The following is a 19,109-nucleotide window of genomic DNA, read 5'->3' as shown; positions in this document are numbered from 1 at the left end:
GGTCAACAGCCGAGGTCCCGTGGGTCCTCGACGGCGGTCGGGGGCCCTGGACGCCGTCTCCCCCGTCGGCCCGCGGGCCGATCCCGGGATTCCTGTCACACCCCGTCCCTAGAGTGGTGCCCACCCAATCGAGGAGCACCCATGACGCGATTCCTCCACACCTCCGACTGGCAACTCGGACGCACCCGCGACTACCTGTCGCCGCGCGGTGACGACGACCCGCAGGCCCGCTACACCTCGGCGCGCATCGACGCCGTCCGCGAGCTGGGACGGCTGGCCCGCCAGGAGGGCTGCGCCTTCGTCCTCGTGGCCGGCGACGTCTTCGAGACCCAGAACGTGCCCGCGTCCGTCGTCACCCGGTCGCTCGACGCCATCGCCTCCATCGCTCTGCCGACCTACCTCCTGCCCGGCAACCACGACTCCCTCGAACCGGGCACCATCTGGGACCGTCTCACCCTTCCCCCCAACGCCATCGTCGTCCGCGACGACACCCCCCTCCACCTGCCCGAGGGCATCGAACTCATCGGCGCTCCACTGCGGGCCCGGCACGTGCACACCGACCCGCTGGCCCAGGTGGCCCGCGGCCTGCACGCCGACGGCGCCACCCGCATCCTCCTGGGCCACGGGCAGCTCGCCGGACTCACCGGCGACACCGTCTCCGACGCCCTCATCGATCCCGAACCCCTGCGACAGGCCATCGCGCGCGGCGCGCTGCACTACGTCGCCCTCGGCGACCGCCACATCGCCTGGCCCGACGACCCACACGCGACCATCCGCTACAGCGGCACGCAGGAGACGACGTCCTTCACCGAACCGGGCCGGGGCACCGTCGTCATCGTCGATCTCACCTCCGACGGCGTCGCCACCCGCACCGTGGAGGTCGGCACCTGGCTGCACACCCGGGTGAGCCGTCGGATGGCCTCCGACGCCGACATCGACGCCCTCGACGCCGACCTGTCGGCCTTCCCCCGCCGCGACCGCACCATCGTGCGCCACGACCTGCACGGGCAGCTGACCATCGCCCAGAAGGCCAGGCTCGACGCCCTCCTGGCCTCCCACGGGGAGGCCTTCGCCAGCCTGGAACCCAGCGAGCACCGCAGCGACCTCGTCGTCGTCCCCGACCGGAGCGACCTCGCGCAGGCCGACCTGCCGTCGTGGGCGCGGGACGCCGCCGAGCACCTGGCCGAGTCCGCCCGCGCCGGCGACCGGGCCGCCGTCGACGCCCTCACCCTGCTGCACCGCCTCACCCTCACGACGGGAGCCGACTCATGAAGGTGCACCGCATCCACGTCGAGAACTTCAAGGGCATCGACGACCGGACCCTCGAGGTGCCCGAGTCGGGCCTGGTCATCGCCTCCGGCCCCAACGAGATCGGCAAGTCCTCCCTCATCGAGGCTCTCGACCTCGTCCTCGATGCCAAGGTCAAGCACACCTCCAAGCACCGCCGCGTCCTGGCCACCCAGCCGGTCGGCACCCAGCGACCCGTGGTCGTCGAGGCCGAGTTCACCATCGGGCCGCACCGGGTGGTGCACCGCAAGCAGTTCCTCTCCTCCCCTGCCGCCAGCCTGCACTTCCTGGCCGGCCCGCGCGCCGGCCAGCGGCTCGCCGGGGACGAGGCCATCGACGCCATCGCGACCCTCTGGGAGCGCGTCGACCGCACCCTGTGGGACGCCCTCCACCTCCTCGAGGGCAGCGGCCTGGCAGACCTGGCGCTCCAGTCCTCGACCTCACTGGCACGGGCCCTCGACGCCACCTCCAACTCCGGCGGCCTCACCGGTTCGGGTGAGGGGTCAGCGTCGGGCGGGCTGTCCGGGATCGGTCCCGGCGCGGACGAGGGGACGCCGCTGCTCGACGCCGTCGAGCGCGAGTACCGCATCTACTGGACGCCGACCGGCAAGCGCACCACCGTCCAGACCGGGCCCGCCAAGGACCTCGAGGAGGTCGTCGCCGAGCACGATCGCGCCACCGCGGCCCTGGCGCAGGTCGACGAGGTCGTCGCCCAGCTGGCCCGGGCCGACGAGGACATCGCCGAGCTCACCGTCCAGCTGCACGAGGCCACCGACACGGCGCAGGAGGCCGCCCGCCGCACCGAGGCCGTCCGTGGGCTCGAGGAGGCCCTGACCCGGGCGCGACGATTGCGCGAGGACGCCGACCGGGCGGTGCGCCAGGCCGAGCTCACGGCGTCGACCAGGGCCGATCTCGTCGCCCGGGTGACCGCGCTGACCCAGCAGGTCGACGACCTCGCCGGCCAGGTGGCGGACCTCGCACTCCGGGAGGGCGAGGTCGAGGCCGAACGGCGGACGGTACGTGAGGATCTGGGACGGGCCGACGAACGGCTCACCGAGGCCCGGGGCCGGGCCGAGCGGGCCGACGACCTCGTCGAGTTGCTCGAGGCACGTGAGAGCCTTGACCGTCTGGACTCACGGCTCGCCCGCACCGGTGCCCTGTCCGAGCGGATCGAGGCCCTCGAGGAGCAGATCGCGGACCGTCCCATCACGGCGGCCGACCTCGCCCGGGCCGAGGAGGCCGCCGACACGGTGTCGGCGGCCCGGACCCGGCTCACCCTGGCCAGTCCCACCCTCGCCGTCGAGCGGCTCGGTGACGGGGTCGACCTGACCATCGACGGGGACCAGGTCACCGGCGATCTCACCCGCCCGCTCGAGCGACCGACACGCATCGAGGTGGCCGGTGCCTGGGCCCTCACGCTCACCCCCGACCAGTCGGTCGAGGACCTGGCCGCCCGCGCCCGCCGGGCCGAGAGCGAACTGGCCGACGTGCTGGCCCAGCTGGGGGTCGACGACGTCGGGGCCGCACGCCAGCGACTGGCCGAGCGCATGTCCCGGGAGGATCGGCTGCGCGGTCTGCGCGAGGACCTCGACCGGGCGCTGGCCGGTGCCCGGCTCGAGGACCTGCGGGAGGAGCGGCGCACGCTGAGTTCCGACCTGGGCCGGCTCGCCGCCACGGCCCGTGCCACCGGCGCCGGGACGGAGGCCGGTGAGGCGGCTGGCACTCCCCCGGATGCCGCGGCGGCCCGGGCGGCCGCACGCTCGGCCCGCGAGGCGCGCGACGAGGCCCAGATCGCCCGCGACGGTCTGGCCACCCAGCTCGAGGCCGTGACGACGCGATGGTCCGCGGCCCGGGAGGAGGCGCTCATGACGTCGTCAACCCTGGCGGCCCGACGCTCCGACCTGGCCGGGCTCACCGAGCGCCTCACCGCCGCTCGGGCCGACGCCTCCGACGAGTCCCTGGACGAGGACCTCGCCCGCTGCCGTGAGGAGCTCGACCGGGCCAGCGCCGCCGTCGACCGGGCGAGCCGGGAACTGGGTGAACTGTCGCCCGAGGAGGTCCACGCCGCCGACGAGGAGGCCCGGATGCATCTGGCCGGGGCACAGCGGCGCCTCACCGACGCCCGGGCGCGCCGGGCCCGGCTCGAGGGCGAACTCAAGGGTCTGGGCCGCGAGGACCGCCAGGACCGGGCCGACCGCCTCGGGGCGCGGCGACACCGGCTCGAACTCGACGTCGAGGGCACCGGACAGCGAGCCGAGGCCGCGCGCGTCCTCCGGGAAGCCCTCACCAGCGCCCGGGAGGCGCAGCGTCGAGCCTATGTAGCTCCGTTCCGCGAAGCCGTGCAGGCCATCGGCCGACAGGTGTTCGACGCCGACCTGACGGTGGACATCGGCGATGACCTGTCTCTCGTCTCGCGCACCCTGGCCGGCCGGACGGTGCCGTGGGACCAGCTGTCGACCGGGGCCCGGGAACAGCTCGGCCTCGTCGTGCGGCTGGCCGCCGCCCGCCTCGTCGACCCCGAGGACGGGGTCCCGGTTGTTCTCGACGACGCCCTCGTCCACTCCGACCGCGTGCGCACCCGCCGGCTCCTCGAACAGGTGGCCGCCGGAGCCGGGGCGACCCAGGTCGTCGTCCTCACCTGCGCCCCGGAGCGCTACGACCGGATCACCGCGGCCACCCGGATCGAGTTCAGGTGAGACCGGCTCAGGCTCCCAGCCGCATCCACCCGTCCCCACGGGCCCGCCACCCGAGCAGGGCGCCGCGCACCGCCATGAACCCGCCGAAGGCCACCCACAGCCACACGACCCCGGAAGCCCCGGCCGGCGAGGCTAGGTGCACCGCGGCGATCATCGGCAGGTAGGCCACGAGCATGACGACCTGAGCCCCCGACAGCCAACGTCCGTCCCCGGCCCCGATGAGCACCCCGTCGAGGACGAACACCGGCCCGCACAGCGGCTGCATGAGGGCGACGACGACCAGCCCGGCGGCGACGGCGTCGCGCACCTGTGGGTCGGGACTGAACGCCACGGGCAGCACCGTGTGGACCGCCAGGACGCCGACCCCCAGCACCACCCCGGACCACAGCCCCCACCATGTCATCGTCGCGGTGAGACGCCGCGCCCGGTCGGCCTCACCGGCCCCCAGGGCGGCCCCGGTGAGGGCCTGACCGGCGATGCCGAGGGCGTCGAGGACCATGGTGAGGAACCCCCACACCGTCGTCGTCACCTGATATGACGCCATCGGCACCTCGCCGAGCCGGGCCGCCACCCAGGTCGTCGCCACGAGCGCGCCGCGCAGGGCCAGGGTGCGAACGAGCAGCGGGACGCCATCGGCCAGTGACCCCATGACCCCCGCGGGCCGGAATGCCAGGGAGAACCCCAGCCCACGGGTCCGCGAGACGAAGACGAGCACCAGACCGACCGCCATCGCCACCTGGCAGATGAGCGAGCCGGCCGCAGAGCCGCGCACTCCCCAGCCCAGTCCCAGGACGAACACGAGGTTGAGCACGAGGTTCGCCGAGAAGGCCAGGATCGTCGCGACGAGAGGGGTACGGGTGTCCTGGAAGCCGCGCAGCACCCCGGTGACGGCCATCGTCGCGAGCATGGCCGGCACCCCGAGCCCGGCGATCCGCAGGTACTGGGCGGCATAGACCGCGGCCTGCCCTTGGGCCCCGAAGAGCCGGGCGACGGTGTCGGCCGGTCCCACGAGCACGGCGGCGACGAGGGCCCCGATGATGACCGCCAACCACAGCCCGTCGACCCCGGCCGCCGCCGCCCCGGCCCGGTCGCCCGAACCCATCCGCCTGGCCGAGGAGGCCGTCGTCGCGTAGGCGAGGAAGACGAAGAGCCCGGTCGCCGTGAGCAGGGCCGTGCTGGCCACCCCGAGACCGGCCAACTGACCGGTGCCGACGTGGCCGATGACCGCCGAGTCGGCCATGAGGAAGAGTGGCTCGGCCACCAGGGCACCCAAGGCCGGAACCGCCAGATCGAGGATCTGACGGTTCACCGAGTCATGCGTGGACGAGCTCACCGGACCGGACTGGCCGCCCCCGAGATCGTGCGACGCAGGATCGCCCGCAGTCGACGTCGTGCGTCATCCCGGTCAACGGTCCGCAGCGGCCCCGTGTTGAGCAGGATGCAGAACCCGTGCAGGGTCGACATCATGAGCAGCCGGATGTCGCGGAAGTCGATGCCGGAGTGCCAGTGGAGACCGTCCTGTCGCACGAGGTCCGACAGGACCGCGGTGGGCAGCCCCTCGTCCCCCGGCACCGACTCCAAGGTGGCCTGCCACCCGTTGGACGAGACCGAGAAGGCGGCGTCGAACCAGCCGGGTTCGGACAGGGCGAAGTCGACGTAGGCGGTGCCGGCGGCCAGCAGCGCCTCGATGGCGCGGGTGCAGGAATCATCCTCGGCATGGGCGTCAATGGCCTTGTCGGCGGCCTCCCGCATGGCCGATCCCAGCATGAGCGCCGTCTCCAGCCCGACCTCGTCCAGGAGTGCTTCCCGGTTGGCGAAGTGACGGTAGGCCGCGTTGGGCGACACCCCCGAGCGTCTCGTGGCCTCCCGCAGCGCGACCGCACTGGTGCCCCCGGACCGCGCCAGGTCGAGCGCCTCAGCCACCAACGCGCGATGAAGGTCGCCGTGATGGTAGGTGTCACGCCTGCGACCCGGCGCACCGCCTTCGTCCTTCATTCCACTACCCCCTCCGTGGCGGACATGGCGCGGACCCTCCGCGCCGGCCCGGCGCCCCACCGGCCCGGCGCCTCGGTCTGCATCCGTCGAAGGTCCATCATGCCTTGTCACCCACGGTCCTGCCAGACCGGGGGGCGAGCGCTCACCTTCGCTGCACACAGGGATCCCCGCGCATCCGGCCCGCTCATCGCGCAGCGACAAGGGACGGGGCCGGTAGCCTGAGGTCATGAACCCGGAGCACCAGCTTCTCGTGGCTGTCCTCGGCCGCGGCGTCCTGCGCGACCACCGTGGGGTCGTCACCGCCGACGACCTCGGCCTCACCCGGGGTGACGGCGTCTTCGACGCCACCAGGGTCGTCACCGCGCCCGACGGATCGTCCCGCGTCGACCAGCTCGATGCGCACCTGCAACGGTTCGCCCGGTCCATCGCCGGCGTCGACGGGCCCACCCCCGATCTCGAGGCCTGGCGACGTCTCATCGACGAGGCGGTCGCCGCCTGGCGGTTCCCCGGGGAGGCCGTCCTCAAGATCATCCACACCAACGGCCCCGAGGTCATGCCCGGGCTCCCGGTCGGCCTGCTCACCATCGCGCCTCTGAGCGACCACGCCCTCGAGGAACGCGACGGGATCGACGTCGTCTGCCTGTCCCGCGGGGTGACGAGCACCTCCTGTTCCGGATGCCCGTGGCTGCTCGGCGGGGTGAAGACCCTGGCCTACGCCGTCAACGTCGCCGCCCTGCGCGAGGCGTCCCGCCGGGGGGCCGACGACGTCATCTTCACCAGCACCGACGGGTTCCTCCTCGAGGGTCCGACCTCCGGCCTGCTCGTCGAGGCCGGAGGCAGCCTGTGGACGACGCCGACCGGGGCGACCGGCATCCTCCAGTCCATCACCGTCGAGACCGTCCTCGAGCGGGCCGACGAGGAGGGGGTCCCGACGGCGTCGCGGCTCATGCGACCGGCCGAGCTCCCCGCGGCGCAGGGAGTCTGGCTCGCCTCCTCGGTCCGTGGGGTGGTTCCGGTGCGCACGGTCGACGGCGTCCCGATCCCCACCGACGAGGCGATGACCGCCAGGATGCGCTCCTGGGCCGGCTTCGGCGAGGAGATGGGGAGACCGTCGTGGGACGTCTGATCCACACCGGCCAGGCCCTGGTCGACGCCGTCGCCGAGGTGCCGTCCCTGCCGCGTCGCGGCGGCAACACCATGGCCACCTCGTTCACCAGACACGCCGGAGGGGCGGTCAACATCCTGCTGGCCGCGGCCCGCAGCGGGGCCCGGGCCGTCCACGCCGGGGCCATCGGGACCGGCCCGAACGGCGACCTCATCCGGTCCGCGTTGGCCGCCGACGGGGTCGAGGTGTCGTCCCCGGCCGTCATGGGTGTCGACACCGGCGTCTGCATCGTCCTGGTCGAGCCGAGCGCCGAGCGCACCTTCGTGACGACGACCGGCGCCGAGCGGCGGATCAGCGTCGCGTCGCTGTCGACCAGTGCCCCCGTCGCGGGCGACGCCGTCTGCGTCACGGGCTACTCGCTGGCCCTGCCGTCGACCCGCGACCCGCTGCTCGACTGGCTCGAGCGGCTGCCAGCCGGTGTCGACGTCGTCCTGGACCCCGGCGCGGCCTTCGCCGATCTCGACGACGAGGTCCGGTCCCGAATGCTGGCACTCACCACCGTGTGGACCGGCAACGCCGAGGAGTCCGCCGATCTGGGCGGGGTCGACGACATGGTCGGATCGCTGTCGGCGTGCGCCGCCCGGTTGCCGGCCGGAGCCGTCGTCATCACCCGGGACGGGCCACGTGGCTGCGCCGTCCTCGCTGACGGGGCAGCGACCGCCGTGCCGGGCTTCCCGCAGCGTCCGGTCGACACCAACGGGGCCGGTGACGCCCACACCGGGGCCCTGCTGGCGGCCCGTCTGAGCGGAGCGACCTGGCCGGACGCCGCCCGCTGGGCCAACGCCGCAGCGGCCCTCAAGGTGACCCGACGAGGTCCCGGAACGGCCCCCGCGGCCGACGAGGTGCGGCAGGTGCTCGCCCAGTCAGCGCCTCGAACACCCGGCACCGGGCACCGGGCACAGGCCTAACCTTGGGCCCATGCCCCACACCGACGCCGCCTCCCCCGCCACCCGCGCCCTGGCTCGGGCCAAGGTCGCCCACACCCTCCACTCCTACGATCACGACCCGGAGAATCGGCACTTCGGCCAGGAGGGGGCGGCCAAACTCGGTTTCGACCCCGACCTCATGTTCAAGACCCTCGTCGTCACGCTTGAGGGCGGCGGGGTGCGACACCCCTTGGCGGTGGCGGTGGTGCCGGTGAGCCATCAGCTCGACCTCAAGGCCTTCGCGGCGGCCATGGGGGCGAAGAAGGCCGCCATGGCCGACCCCTCGCTGGCGGAGCGGACGAGCGGGTACGTCGTCGGCGGCATCTCCCCGCTGGGGATGCGCAAGGCCCTGCCGACGTGCATCGACTCGTCGGCCCTCGACCACCCGACCATGCTCGTCTCTGGTGGACGCCGTGGTCTGTCGGTCGAGCTCGCCCCCGCCGACCTGGTGCGGGTCACCGGGGCGAGGACCGCCGCCATCGCCGACTGAGGACGACGCCGCTCGGGCGCCGTCACCGCCGGCCCTTTCCTGACGCAGGCGATCCCGAGCTCGACACCCATCGGTCGAGAAACATCCCGAAGGTCTTGACATCACTCCCCGCACGACCTAACCTCACACGTGTTAGGTCACTCATCGAGGAGAGAATGACATGGCTGAACTCACACGCCGAGGCCTGCTGGGCCTGGGTGGTGCCGCAGCGCTGGGAACCGCGCTGTCGGCCAGACGCCTCACCGGCCTGGACATCCCCGGCCGCGGGTCCCACGACCTGTCCATCGCCATCAACGGCACCGCCCAGGACGCCGCCGCCAACCAGGGACTCATCGACGCCTTCCGCAAGGTGCACCCCGACATCCCCGTCCGCATCGTCCCCATCCAGGGCGCGGACTGGAGCGACTTCTTCGCCAAGATCCTCACCCTCGTCGCCGCCGGCACCGCGCCGGACGTCGTCATGGTCGCCACCGAGGGCACCCAGCTCTTCGCCGACCGCCTCGCCCACCCGCTCGACGAGTTCGTCCTGCGCGACAAGGCCGAGATGAAGGAGTTCTTCGACGACGTCCACCCCTCGCTCATCGAGGCCTTCATGTACCAGGGCAGCCTCTACCAGCTGCCGTTGAGCTGGAACGCCGCCAACATCTACTACTCGGCGGCGGCCATGGTGAGGGCCGGCCTCGATCGCCCCGCCGACGACTGGACCTGGGACGACTTCCACACCTACCTGCGCACCATGAGCAAGCACGCGAAGGGCACCTTCCGGCCCTTCTTCTGGACCAACCGCCTCTGGGGCGGCATCGTCCCGTGGCTCTACACGAACGACACGAGCTTCCTCAAACCCAGCCGCTACGGCGGCGGACAGTGGCTGTGGAAGGAGTTCTACCCCACCCAGACCGGACGCTCGGGCGGTTACAAGTGGACCGAACCCAATGCGGAGGACCCCAAGGTCGTCGAAGCCTTCGAGTTCATGCGCTCGATCATCGCCGAGAACCTCGGCTCCTCACCGGTCCAGGGCGGCGGCAACGAACTCGTCAGTCGCTTCGGGTCCGGGGTCATCGGCATGACGCCAGCCGGCGGATACTGGGTGTATGGCCTGTCCCAGGCCGGTATGAAGAAAACCGACTACGACGTCGCGTACTTCCCCAAGGGACGCACCCAGCAGCACCAGTTCGGCACCGCCGGCTACGCCATCATGCGCTCCTCCAAGCAGAAGGACGCCGCCTGGGAGTGGCTCAAGTTCTGCGTCTCCAAGGACGGCATGAAGATCGCCCAGAAGAACCCCGATTCCAACTCCGCCCGACGCTCCCACAACGTCGAGCTCTATGAGAACACGGGTCCGGCCCATTGGAAGCTCTTCTACGACACCCTCGACAGATTCCCGACGACCGCCCCCGTGCCTGCTCCCCCGCAGGAGGCCGCCGTCGAGACCGCCCTCATCAAGAACGTCCTGGCCGCGGTCACCGGCTCCCACGCGACGATGATGAACTCCCTGGGCAATCTCCAACGTGACCTCGAGCTCGCCGTCGCGAAGGACTGATCATGGCCGTCTCCACCCCCGCACCCGCCTCCGTCCAGTCGGTCGTCAAGAGTTCGTCCCGCAAGCGCCGGGAGTCGCGTCTGGCCTTCTGGTTCCTCCTGCCGACCGTCCTGGGCATCGGTCTGTTCACCCTCGTGCCCATGATCGGTTCGATCCTCCTGGCCTTCTGCAGCTGGGACATCATCTCGACGCCGAAGTTCGTCGGCGTCCACAATTTCGTGACGATGGCCACCTCCCGGACGATCCGGGTGTCCTTCCTCAACACCTTCGGATTCGTCATTGTCACCGTCATCCTGCAGATCATCGTCGCCCTCACCCTGGCCGTCCTCGTCCAGTCGAGGATGCCCGGATGGCTACGCAGTTTCTTCAGGTCCTCGTTCTTCTTCCCGCTCATTCTCTCGGCGGCGTCGGTGTCGCTGGTCATGAGCTTCCTCTTCAACGAGGACTTCGGCACCGTCAACAAGCTCCTGGCCCTCGTCGGCATCGCCCCGGTCAAGTGGCTGTCGACGGCCGCCGGAGCCATGGTCGTCACCGTCCTGGTGTACGTGTGGCAGAACTTCGGGTTCACCTTCCTGCTCTTCATCGGCGGGCTGTCGTCGATCCCCAAGGACGTCTACGAGGCCGCCGACATCGACGGCGCCTCGGGCTGGAGCAGGTTCGCCCGGATCACCCTGCCGTTGGTGAGCCCGACGATGCTCGTCGCCTCGGTCATGGCGATCATCTCGGCCCTGCAGATCTTCGACCAGCCCTACGTCCTCACCCGGGGCGGCCCCGGCGACTCGACGCGCACCGCCGTCATGGTCATCTACCAGTCGGCCTTCACCGAGCTCCACTTCGGCTTGGCGGCAGCCATCGGCCTGGTGCTCATGCTCATCATCATGCTCGCCACCTGGCTGCAGTTCCGTCTGTCCAAGCGACTCGTCTTCTACATGTGAGGCCGAAGATGTCCACCACCACCGCCACCCCCCGGTCGGCCAACCATGAGCCGGCCAACCATCAGGACCGTGCCCTGGCCCGCCACCGCGTCACCTCGAGCCTGTCGATGACCGCCAAGATCATCGTCCTGCTCATCGCCCTCTTCCTCACCCTCGGCCCGGTCGTCTGGACCCTCGTCACGGCCCTCACCCCGACCGACGCCGCCGGTCACCGGACCCTCTCCCTGGCCGCCTTCCGCGACGTCTTCAGCAAGGTCGACGTCATCCGACTCTTCTGGAACTCGACGCTCGTCACCGGGCTGTGCGCCATCGGTCAGATGCTCACCGCGGCCCTGGCCGGCTACGCCTTCGCCCGACTGCGGTTCCGCGGCTCGAACCTCCTCTTCGGCATCATCCTGGCGACGATGATGATCCCCATGCAGGTGACGATCGTCCCGGTGTTCATGCTCATCCGTGGCATGCACCTGGCCGACACCCTGCTGGCACTCATCCTGCCCGCCATCCCGACCGCCTTCGGCACCTTCCTCATGAGGCAGTACTTCATGGGTATCCCCGACACCCTGGCCGAGGCGGCCGAGGTCGACGGTGCCTCGCCGTGGACGATCTTCCGCAGCATCTACCTTCCCCTGGCCACCCCGGGCATGGCGATCGTCGGGATCCTTGCCTTCAACGGCATCTGGAACGAGTTCTTCCGGCCCCTCATCCTGACGATCTCGGAGGAGAACTTCACCCTTCCGCTCGGTCTCGTCTCGCTGCAGGGGCAGCTCGGCACCGGGTCCATGTCGACGATCCTCGCCGGCGTCGTCCTGTCGATGATCCCGGCCCTCATCGTCTTCATCATCGGCCAGCGTCCGCTGCGCGAGGGCCTTACCGCAGGAGCAGTCAAGTGATCGACGCCGCCCTCCCCGCCCACCACATCCGGCCCGCGCACGGCTGGCTCAACGATCCCAACGGGGTGTGTCGGATCGACGGCACCTGGCACGTCTTCTTCCAGTACAACCCCGCCGAGCCGAGGCACGGCAACATTCACTGGGGCCACGCGACCTCCGAGGACCTCGTCCACTGGAGCGAGCAGCCGGTCGCCCTGGCCCCGACCCCGGGCGGGTTGGACGCCGTCGGCTGCTGGTCAGGGTCGATGACCCTCGACGAGGGGGTCCCCACCGCCTGCTACACGGCGGTCGCCACCACCCCGGCGGCAGCGGTGGGCCTCACGGCCCGCAGTGAGGACGGCCTGCGCACCTTTCGGGCGGCCGCCACGGCGAGCACCGGCCCTTGGGGCGCTGATAGCACAGCCCCTGGGGCCGCCGGGAACGGGAAGCCGGTCGCTGGGAGCCCGGAGCCCGGGCACGACGGCCCCGCCCCGGAGACCCGCGATCCCTTCGTCGTCACCGTCGACGGGCACCGCTACGTCATCGAGGGGTTCGGCCAGCCCGGCCCCGATGTCTCGGGGGATCGACGCCACCTGGCCCAGGTCGTCGTCCTCGACGCCACCGACCTGTCCGACTGGAAGCCGTTGGGCACCCTGCTGCGGGTCGACGACCCGGTCGCCGCCCGGGTGGCCCCGGCCGACATCTGGGAGTGCCCCAATCTCGTGCGAGTCGACGGCCAGTGGGTCCTGCTCGTGTCCCTGTGGCGTCGCGACGGCGGTGACTCCGACCTGGCGGGAGTGGCATGGATGGTCGGTGACCTCGAGATCGTCGACGCCGTCCCCCGCTTCAACCCCCGTGACGGCGGCACCGTCGATGCCGGGCCGGCCTTCTATGCCCCCCAGGTTGCCCAGGTCGGCGAGCGAGCGGTGCTGTGGGGATGGTCCTGGGAGCTCGGGCGCGACGACGCTTGGCTCGACGAGCACGGCTGGTCCGGGGTCATCACCACGGCCCGCGAGCTGCACCTGCGCGACGGCAGGCTCGTCGCCGACCCGGTGCCCGAACTCGACGCCGCCACCGGCGCGGCCCTCGACCCGTCGTGGTCGGCCCTCGACCACCCGTGGGTGCGGGTGCGCGCGCAGGGGCCGGCGATGCTGCGCTGCAGCGAGGTCGACGGGGGCCTGGACCACCTCGAGCTGCCGGCCGGGGCGCAGGTCCTCATCGACGGGTCACTCGTCGAGGTCTTCGTCGAGGGCGTCCCGGCAACGACCCGGATCTACCCGACGGCCACCTCCCGGTGGTCCCTCGAGGGGCCCGGGACGGTGACCGAACTGCGCTGATCGCACCCGGCCACAGTCCTCGCGAGGGGATGATGAGGGAGACGAGGAGATCCGATGAGGATCGTGAACATGGTCATCGTCCTCGATGCCCGGGATGTCGTCGGCGAGGCTCGGTTCTGGGCGAGCGTCCTGGGTGGCGAGGCGACCGGCGACGACCACTGGCAGAGCATCATCGTGGACGGTCGCTGGATCGCAGGCGTGCAGCACGCGCCCGACCACCAGCCCCCGCACTGGCCGGAGGGGCCCCAGCAACAACAGATCCACCTCGATGTCCACGTCGACGACCTCGAGGCCGCCGGTCGACAGGCCGTGGCCGCCGGTGGCCGACTGGTCGTCTCCGCCCGCGGACCCGTCGACAACCCTGAGGGCGACGAACTCTTCGCGACCTACGCCAGCCCCGCCGGCCACCTCGTCGACTTCGGCCTTCATCGGGGCCCCTGAACTCGTGGACACTCCGGGAGCGCCGTGTCCGTGGACGGGTTGGAGGGTCGCCACCGGGGCGCGAGCTCCGGCCCTCCAGTTGTCGGTATCCGAGGAGTGATCATGGCCCGGTATCTGTTGTCCGTCTTCGCGCCCGCGCAACCCGGACCGTATGGACCGTACGAGTCGGCCGAGTCGATGTCGGCAGCACTGGCCGCCACCGCCGACTTCAACTCCATGCTCCAGCGCGAGGGCTACTTCGTGTTCGCCGGCGGACTGGCCCCGATCGCCGCTGCGACCACGGTCGACGGCCAGGGCGAACGCCCGATCATCACCGACGGCCCGCACGCGCAGGCCGCGGAGTACGTCGGCGGCTTCTGGGTCATCGATGTCCCTGACCTCGACGTGGCCCTCGGTCTCGCCGCCCAGGGCTCCAAGGCCTGCCGCGGCGTGGTCGAGGTGCGCCCGTTCGCGCGGCTACCTCGGTGAAGACCCTGTCCTGACGCGATCAGCGCGGCTCAGGTGATGGCGTGGGGCGGCCCCCCGGACCTCCGCCATGCCGCGTCGCCGGACTCCTCCGCCCGGTCAGGCCGCGGCGACGGCGGCCCGGTCCGCGTCGGCGTCGGGCTGGGCACCGGCGAGTCGGGCGAGCGCTCCCCCACGGGCGACGAGCTCGTCGAAGCCGCCGGTCTCGACCACCCGACCGTGCTCGAGGACGACGACCTGGTCGGCGTCCTCGATGGTGGACAGTCGGTGGGCGATGGTGAGGACCGTGCGCCCCTCGGCGAGGGCGTCGAGTGCCGCCTGGAGGTGCCGCTCGGTGACGTTGTCCAGGGCACTCGTCGCCTCGTCGAGGATGAGGACGGCGGGGTCGCGAAGGACGGTGCGGGCGACGGCCAGGCGCTGCTTCTCACCCCCGCTGAAGCGTTGACCACGATCACCGACGACCGTACCGAGCCCGTCGGGCAGGGCGCGGACGAGGTCCTCGGCCTGGGCGGTGCGCAACGCCTCCCACAGCTCGTCGTCGGTGGCGTCCGGCCGCCCGAGCAGAAGGTTGGCGCGGATGGTGTCGTGGACGAGGTAGGTCTCCTGGGTGACGACGCCGACGAGCGAGGTGAGCTCGGTGGGGTCGAGGTCGCGCAGGTCGACGCCGTCGAGGGTGACGCGGCCGCCGGTCGGGTCCATGAGACGCGAGACGAGGCTCGCCACCGTCGTCTTGCCCGAACCGGTGGTGCCGACGAGGGCCAGCGAGCCGCCCGCCGGGACGGCCATGCTCACGTCGGTGAGGGCGTCGACCGCCGAGCCGGGGTAGCGGTAGGTGACGTGCTCGAGGGCGATCTCGCCGCGGACCGCCGCACGCGGCAGGCGGACGGGATGCTCGGCGACGGGCAGCTCGTCGTCGAGGTCGACGTACTCGAAGACCCGGCTGAAGAGCGCTTCGGCCGCGACCACCTGGGCGCCGGTGTTGAGCACGCCCATGACGGGTCGGAAGATCGAGGCCTGGAGGGTGGAGAAGGCGATGAGCGTGCCGATGCTCATGCCGCCACTCGTCGCAGGCAGCCCGGCCACGAGGTACACGGCCGCCGGGATGGCGGCGAAGACGATCTGCATGAGGGCCATGCGGCGTCTCCCGGCCATCTGGGACTCGAGCTCGAGCTCGATGAGGGAGCTGGAGTCCGCGCGGAACCGCGCGGAGCGGGCGGGCCCGAGACCGAGGGTCTTGGTGAGCATGATGCCGCTGGCCGACAGACCATCGGCGATCTGCTGCTGCAGCTCGGCGAGGCGTTCCTGCTGTCGGCCGGTGATCTCACGGCGCTGCAGGGCGACCCGCCGGGTGAGGACGATCGCGGGCGGCAGGATGACGGCGCTGAGGAGGGCGAGCCGCCAGGACAGTGCGCACATGGCGACGGCGGTGGCGACGAGGGTCGTGACGTTGGAGGCGATGGAGGTCGCCGTCGAGGTGACGACGTCCTGCATGCCGGCGATGTCATTGGACAGGCGCGACTGGATCTCGCCGGAGCGGGTGCGGGTGAAGAAGCCGAGCTGCTGGCGCTGGAGGGTGTCGAAGAGGGACGTCCGCAGGCGGTGCATGATGCGCTGGCCGGTGCGTGTGGCGTACCAGGTCTGGACGACGCCGAGGACCTGGGTGGTGGCGGCGACGGCGAGCATCGCGCCGACGAGCCGGAGGAGCTGGGGCACGTCCTGGCGTGGGATGGCCTCGTCGACGATGGCGCGCACGAGGAAGGGCTGCACCATCGAGATGAGCGACGTGGCGACGATGGCCCCCAGGACGACGGCGAGCGCTCCACGGTGGGGCGCGAAGAGCGCGAGGACGCGGCGCGCGGGGACAGGGTGCTCGGCGATGCGTCGCCGGTCCTCCTCGCGGCGGACGTCCGGTCCGGATCGGCCACCGTCGGGCAGGTGTCCGGGTGCGCGCCCGGACGCGCCCAGCCCGGGGCGGTCGAACCCCATGCGCGGGGCTCCGCCGAGGGACATCTGCATGGGTCCTGGCATGTCGCCTCCAATGTCTTGTGGTTACCTCATTATCTGGCAGCCGCAGCGACTTCGCTAGTATTCCCGCATGGCCCCCTCCCCGGAACGTGACGAGCCCGACAGCACCGGCGAGCTGCTCGCCCGCGCCTTCCGCTCGCTACGACACCGCTGGATGGCCGATTCCGCGCGCTTCGGCCTCCTGCCCCACCAGGTGCGGGCCCTGCGCGTGCTGTCCAAGGGGTCGGCGCGCCCCGGGCAGGTCGCCGATCGCCTGCACATCACGCCCCGCTCGGCCACCGAGGTCATCGACGCGCTCGTCACCCAGGGGCTCGTCTCACGTGCACCGGACCCCACTGACCGGCGCGCCACCCTCGTCTCGCTCACCGACCACGGGCGACAGATCAGCGCCGACGTCCTGCGCGAGCGCCGGCGGGTGAGCGCCGAGTGGCTCGGCCGCCTCGGCGAGGAGGACCGCGCCGAGCTCCATCGCCTCCTCACCCTCCTGTTGGAGGATGACGCGGACGGGCACGGCACGGACCGCTGAGCCTGCGGGAAACGCACAAGCGGGCACCGCGCACGACACAACCGCCGACCGATGTGGCTGGCCCCCTGAGGAACCCGCGCCACGGCGCGACGGCACCCCACCATCGAGTGGACCCTTGCGCGACGCCTCAAGCCACTGCGTGGACGGACACCTTGAGGCCCAACGCCTCGCAGACCTTCCAGACGGTCGACCAGGTGGGATTGCCCTGGTCGGACAACGCCTTGTAGAGGCCGTCGCGACTCATGCCCACGCGACGAGCGAGCTCACTCATGTTCCCGGAACGGGCGATGACGCCCAGGGCGCGCGGCACCGCCGCCGGATCCTCACCCGATTCCTCGAGCGCAAGCTGTAGATATCCTGCGACATCCTCGATGTTCTCGAGATAGTCCGCGGCGTCAAAATGTCGGTAGGCCTCACTCATCGTTGCCCTCCTTCCAGGTTCCATCGAGCCGCCAGCTGGCGGGCCCGGACGATGTCGGCGGCTTGACTCGACCTGTCGCCGCCGCACAGCAGCAGAACGATCTGGCCATCCCGCTTGGTCAGGTAAATCCGGTAACCGGGACCAAACGTCAGACGAAGCTCCAGAACCCCGTCACCCACTGGCTTGATGTCGCCGAGGTTGCCAGTCGCGAGGCGATCGAGTCGGGACAGAATCCGAAGTCGACCCTGCCTGTCCTTCAGCCTACGCAACCATCGATCGAACTCCTGAGTGGTGAGGACCTCGATCATGTGTCGATTCTAGTCGACACATGATCGAGGTCCTCGACCCATCCGCCCACAACGTAGGCCTCCACATGCTCGCACCCGGTGCTCACCCAACTCCTCAAACGCGAGCAGCCGGCGGTTCGCCACGACCTCGATGCCCTCATGTCAGGTGTCGCTGGGGCCGACCCCGCCTCGCCGCTGCCGATCGAGCGCACGATCCAGGATCGGCTCCGTCACAAGGCAGAAGACGGTGAGGACCACACTGGCGAGCAGAGCATGACCGGACGGTTCGATGAGCAACCCGTAGAACCACCACAGAAGCCCGACCTCGACCAGGCCCTTGACAGCTCCGTTGATCGCAGGATGGCCGAGTCTCGGCACCGCTCGAACGAGAAGTCCCATGAACAGTGACACACCGACGGCGAGGACGAAGAACCCGATTGAGGTGAGGACGATCGTCCCGATCGTCCACCGGAACGTCAGCTGACACTCCTCGAACACGTGGCACAGCGCCAAGGGAATGAGCAGCATGGGGATCGACACGGCCACGACGACGAATGCCAGGTACACCAGGGCACCGACCAGCCCCATCGCGTCAGCGGATCGGCGGGACGTCATGATGCGTTCCTCCCGTCAGGCCGACCTCGACGGCCGGCGATGATCTCACCGTGCCGGCGGGGCGACCGAGGCCCGCTCGACCGCCGGCGAGTCGACACGCACCTCACCGGGCTCGTGGGTCCTGCCCGCGAGCCGCTCGAGGAGCAGGTCCATGGCCCGCTCCCCCATGGCCCGGTGCGGCAGGCAGACGGTGCTCAGCCCCAACTGGGGGGCGACGTTGGGGTCGTCGTCGTAGCCGACGACGGAGACGTCCTGCGGCACTCGCAGCCCGAGCCGTGCGGCGGCCAGCAGCACCCCGGCGGCCACCCGGTCGTTGCCACACAGGACGGCCGTGGGTCGCACCGGTTGCCCGCCGACGGCCCGATCGGGCCGGTCGAGCACCCGGGTTCCGTCCTCGAGCCCGCGGTCGATCTCCCAACCACACTCGACCTTCTCGGCCCGCAGGCCGGCCTCCGCCATGGCCCGGTCGTGACCGACCATCCGTCGCCCGGTGGCGGTGACAGAGATGGTGCCGTGGAGATAGGCGATGCGACGGTGGTCGGCGTCGAGCAGCATCCTGGTGGCCCGGTAGCCGCCGATCTCCTCGTCGCTGACGACGCACAGGCTCGTCCCGGTGGGGTCGAAGGCGTCGAGCAGGATGTTCGGCTCGTCCCGGAAGGCCTGCGGCGGGGTCCACGAGTGCAGGCCCTCCGCGGCGTAGACGAGGGCGTCGACCTGACGGGCCTGGAGGGCACCGATGACCTCGTCCTCCCGCTCGGCGCGTCCCTCGGTGCCCATGACGAACAGGAGGTAGTCGTCGCGGGCGGCGCGCACCCCGGCGCCTGTGATCATGGCTCCACCGAAGGCTCCCGAGACGATGGTGTCGGTGACCACCCCGATGGTGTGCGTCGACCTGTCACGCAGGGAGCGGGCGACACGGTTGGGTCGGTAGCCCAGTTCGGCGGCGGCCCGGCGCACCGCCTCCTGGTTCTCGGCGGAGATGAGTCCCTCGGCCCGCCCGTTGAGGACGAGCGACACCGCGCTGCGGGAGACCCCGGCCAGTTCGGCGACGTCGAAGGAGGTCACCCGACGGCGCGACCTGGGCGGTCT

19 protein-coding genes are annotated in these 19,109 nt (G+C 71.2%); 12 read left to right on the top strand and 7 right to left on the bottom strand.

Annotation, left to right across the window (positions count from 1 at the left end):
• Positions 1-141 precede the first annotated feature (141 nt).
• Both E0E30_RS00155 and E0E30_RS00150 read left to right on the top strand, forming a co-directional pair.
• The gene (locus E0E30_RS00155; protein ID WP_130864568.1) at positions 142-1,272 is read left to right on the top strand and encodes a metallophosphoesterase family protein; all 1,131 of its coding nucleotides are present in this window, start codon (positions 142-144) and stop codon (positions 1,270-1,272) included.
• Positions 1,269-3,983, top strand: a complete 2,715-nt coding sequence (locus E0E30_RS00150; protein ID WP_130864567.1) for an AAA family ATPase — start codon at positions 1,269-1,271, stop codon at positions 3,981-3,983. The genes E0E30_RS00155 and E0E30_RS00150 overlap by 4 nt, the downstream gene beginning before the upstream one ends.
• 7 nt (positions 3,984-3,990) lie before the next feature.
• Here E0E30_RS00150 and E0E30_RS00145 read toward each other — a convergent pair whose 3' ends face one another.
• Both E0E30_RS00145 and E0E30_RS00140 read right to left on the bottom strand, forming a co-directional pair.
• Positions 3,991-5,316 carry an MATE family efflux transporter gene (locus E0E30_RS00145; protein ID WP_130864566.1) on the bottom strand — a complete coding sequence of 442 codons (1,326 nt, stop codon included), beginning with the start codon at positions 5,314-5,316 and terminating at the stop codon, positions 3,991-3,993.
• Entirely contained in the window at positions 5,313-5,906 is a 594-nt protein-coding gene (locus tag E0E30_RS00140; RefSeq protein ID WP_167853843.1) for a TetR/AcrR family transcriptional regulator, read from the bottom strand. The genes E0E30_RS00145 and E0E30_RS00140 overlap by 4 nt, the downstream gene beginning before the upstream one ends.
• A 298-nt stretch (positions 5,907-6,204) precedes the next feature.
• On the opposite strand from E0E30_RS00140, the gene E0E30_RS00135 reads away from it, so the two are divergent.
• From E0E30_RS00135 to E0E30_RS00095, 9 genes are all read left to right on the top strand, one after another.
• The gene (locus E0E30_RS00135; protein WP_130864564.1) at positions 6,205-7,104 is read left to right on the top strand and encodes an aminodeoxychorismate lyase; all 900 of its coding nucleotides are present in this window, start codon (positions 6,205-6,207) and stop codon (positions 7,102-7,104) included.
• Positions 7,092-8,051, top strand: coding sequence for a PfkB family carbohydrate kinase (locus E0E30_RS00130; protein ID WP_130864563.1), 960 nt, complete (start codon positions 7,092-7,094; stop codon positions 8,049-8,051). The genes E0E30_RS00135 and E0E30_RS00130 overlap by 13 nt, the downstream gene beginning before the upstream one ends.
• A gap of 10 nt (positions 8,052-8,061) precedes the next feature.
• Positions 8,062-8,559 (top strand): Cys-tRNA(Pro) deacylase, encoded by a 498-nt coding sequence (ybaK, locus tag E0E30_RS00125; RefSeq protein ID WP_130864562.1) that lies wholly within the window; start codon positions 8,062-8,064, stop codon positions 8,557-8,559.
• Positions 8,560-8,719: 160 nt separating this feature from the next.
• A complete protein-coding gene (locus E0E30_RS00120) occupies positions 8,720-10,099 on the top strand; it encodes an ABC transporter substrate-binding protein (protein WP_130864561.1) in 1,380 nt (459 codons plus the stop codon).
• A 2-nt stretch (positions 10,100-10,101) separates the two neighbouring features.
• The gene (locus E0E30_RS00115; protein ID WP_130864560.1) at positions 10,102-11,034 is read left to right on the top strand and encodes a carbohydrate ABC transporter permease; all 933 of its coding nucleotides are present in this window, start codon (positions 10,102-10,104) and stop codon (positions 11,032-11,034) included.
• An 8-nt stretch (positions 11,035-11,042) separates the two neighbouring features.
• Positions 11,043-11,924 carry a carbohydrate ABC transporter permease gene (locus E0E30_RS00110; protein WP_130864559.1) on the top strand — a complete coding sequence of 294 codons (882 nt, stop codon included), beginning with the start codon at positions 11,043-11,045 and terminating at the stop codon, positions 11,922-11,924.
• Positions 11,921-13,240 (top strand): glycoside hydrolase family 32 protein, encoded by a 1,320-nt coding sequence (locus E0E30_RS00105; RefSeq protein WP_130864558.1) that lies wholly within the window; start codon positions 11,921-11,923, stop codon positions 13,238-13,240. Before E0E30_RS00110 ends, E0E30_RS00105 begins: the two co-directional genes overlap by 4 nt.
• Before the next feature lie 54 nt (positions 13,241-13,294).
• Entirely contained in the window at positions 13,295-13,681 is a 387-nt protein-coding gene (locus E0E30_RS00100) for a VOC family protein (RefSeq protein WP_130864557.1), read from the top strand.
• 102 nt (positions 13,682-13,783) lie between these two features.
• Complete coding sequence (locus E0E30_RS00095; protein WP_130864556.1) at positions 13,784-14,149, top strand: YciI family protein; 366 nt, start codon at positions 13,784-13,786, stop codon at positions 14,147-14,149.
• Positions 14,150-14,245: 96 nt separating this feature from the next.
• On the opposite strand, the gene E0E30_RS00090 is transcribed toward E0E30_RS00095, so the two are convergent.
• On the bottom strand, positions 14,246-16,174 hold the full coding sequence (locus E0E30_RS00090) for an ABC transporter ATP-binding protein (RefSeq protein WP_245306445.1): 1,929 nt from the start codon (positions 16,172-16,174) through the stop codon (positions 14,246-14,248).
• A 67-nt stretch (positions 16,175-16,241) separates the two neighbouring features.
• On the opposite strand from E0E30_RS00090, the gene E0E30_RS00085 reads away from it, so the two are divergent.
• The gene (locus E0E30_RS00085) at positions 16,242-16,697 is read left to right on the top strand and encodes a MarR family winged helix-turn-helix transcriptional regulator (RefSeq protein ID WP_130864555.1); all 456 of its coding nucleotides are present in this window, start codon (positions 16,242-16,244) and stop codon (positions 16,695-16,697) included.
• A gap of 127 nt (positions 16,698-16,824) precedes the next feature.
• Here the strand turns inward: E0E30_RS00085 and E0E30_RS00080 are convergent, their stop codons facing one another.
• The 4 genes from E0E30_RS00080 to E0E30_RS00065 all read right to left on the bottom strand — a co-directional run bounded on the left by E0E30_RS00080 (position 16,825) and on the right by E0E30_RS00065 (position 19,085).
• Complete coding sequence (locus tag E0E30_RS00080) at positions 16,825-17,118, bottom strand: addiction module antidote protein (RefSeq protein WP_130864554.1); 294 nt, start codon at positions 17,116-17,118, stop codon at positions 16,825-16,827.
• Positions 17,115-17,426 (bottom strand): type II toxin-antitoxin system RelE/ParE family toxin, encoded by a 312-nt coding sequence (locus E0E30_RS00075; RefSeq protein WP_130864553.1) that lies wholly within the window; start codon positions 17,424-17,426, stop codon positions 17,115-17,117. Before E0E30_RS00075 ends, E0E30_RS00080 begins: the two co-directional genes overlap by 4 nt.
• Positions 17,427-17,567: 141 nt before the next feature.
• Positions 17,568-18,020 (bottom strand): hypothetical protein, encoded by a 453-nt coding sequence (locus E0E30_RS00070; RefSeq protein ID WP_130864552.1) that lies wholly within the window; start codon positions 18,018-18,020, stop codon positions 17,568-17,570.
• Between the two features lie 45 nt (positions 18,021-18,065).
• Positions 18,066-19,085 (bottom strand): LacI family DNA-binding transcriptional regulator, encoded by a 1,020-nt coding sequence (locus E0E30_RS00065; RefSeq protein WP_167853842.1) that lies wholly within the window; start codon positions 19,083-19,085, stop codon positions 18,066-18,068.
• Positions 19,086-19,109: the final 24 nt, after the last annotated feature.

The organism is Acidipropionibacterium timonense, from assembly GCF_900605005.1.
Lineage (GTDB): Bacteria > Actinomycetota > Actinomycetes > Propionibacteriales > Propionibacteriaceae > Cutibacterium > Cutibacterium timonense.
Note: the sequence above shows the minus strand (reverse complement) of the source record. Positions and strands in the feature narration are given on the sequence as shown.

Bases quoted from the DNA above. Each gene is read 5' to 3' on its own strand.
- E0E30_RS00155 (WP_130864568.1), top strand. From the start codon at position 142: ATGACGCGATTCCTCCACACCTCCGACTGGCAACTCGGACGCACCCGC.
- E0E30_RS00150 (WP_130864567.1), top strand. From the start codon at position 1,269: ATGAAGGTGCACCGCATCCACGTCGAGAACTTCAAGGGCATCGACGAC.
- E0E30_RS00135 (WP_130864564.1), top strand. From the start codon at position 6,205: ATGAACCCGGAGCACCAGCTTCTCGTGGCTGTCCTCGGCCGCGGCGTC.
- ybaK (WP_130864562.1), top strand. From the start codon at position 8,062: ATGCCCCACACCGACGCCGCCTCCCCCGCCACCCGCGCCCTGGCTCGG.
- E0E30_RS00120 (WP_130864561.1), top strand. From the start codon at position 8,720: ATGGCTGAACTCACACGCCGAGGCCTGCTGGGCCTGGGTGGTGCCGCA.
- E0E30_RS00115 (WP_130864560.1), top strand. From the start codon at position 10,102: ATGGCCGTCTCCACCCCCGCACCCGCCTCCGTCCAGTCGGTCGTCAAG.
- E0E30_RS00110 (WP_130864559.1), top strand. From the start codon at position 11,043: ATGTCCACCACCACCGCCACCCCCCGGTCGGCCAACCATGAGCCGGCC.
- E0E30_RS00100 (WP_130864557.1), top strand. From the start codon at position 13,295: ATGAGGATCGTGAACATGGTCATCGTCCTCGATGCCCGGGATGTCGTC.
- E0E30_RS00095 (WP_130864556.1), top strand. From the start codon at position 13,784: ATGGCCCGGTATCTGTTGTCCGTCTTCGCGCCCGCGCAACCCGGACCG.
- E0E30_RS00090 (WP_245306445.1), bottom strand. From the start codon at position 16,174: ATGCCAGGACCCATGCAGATGTCCCTCGGCGGAGCCCCGCGCATGGGG.
- E0E30_RS00085 (WP_130864555.1), top strand. From the start codon at position 16,242: ATGGCCCCCTCCCCGGAACGTGACGAGCCCGACAGCACCGGCGAGCTG.
- E0E30_RS00080 (WP_130864554.1), bottom strand. From the start codon at position 17,118: ATGAGTGAGGCCTACCGACATTTTGACGCCGCGGACTATCTCGAGAAC.
- E0E30_RS00075 (WP_130864553.1), bottom strand. From the start codon at position 17,426: ATGATCGAGGTCCTCACCACTCAGGAGTTCGATCGATGGTTGCGTAGG.
- E0E30_RS00070 (WP_130864552.1), bottom strand. From the start codon at position 18,020: ATGACGTCCCGCCGATCCGCTGACGCGATGGGGCTGGTCGGTGCCCTG.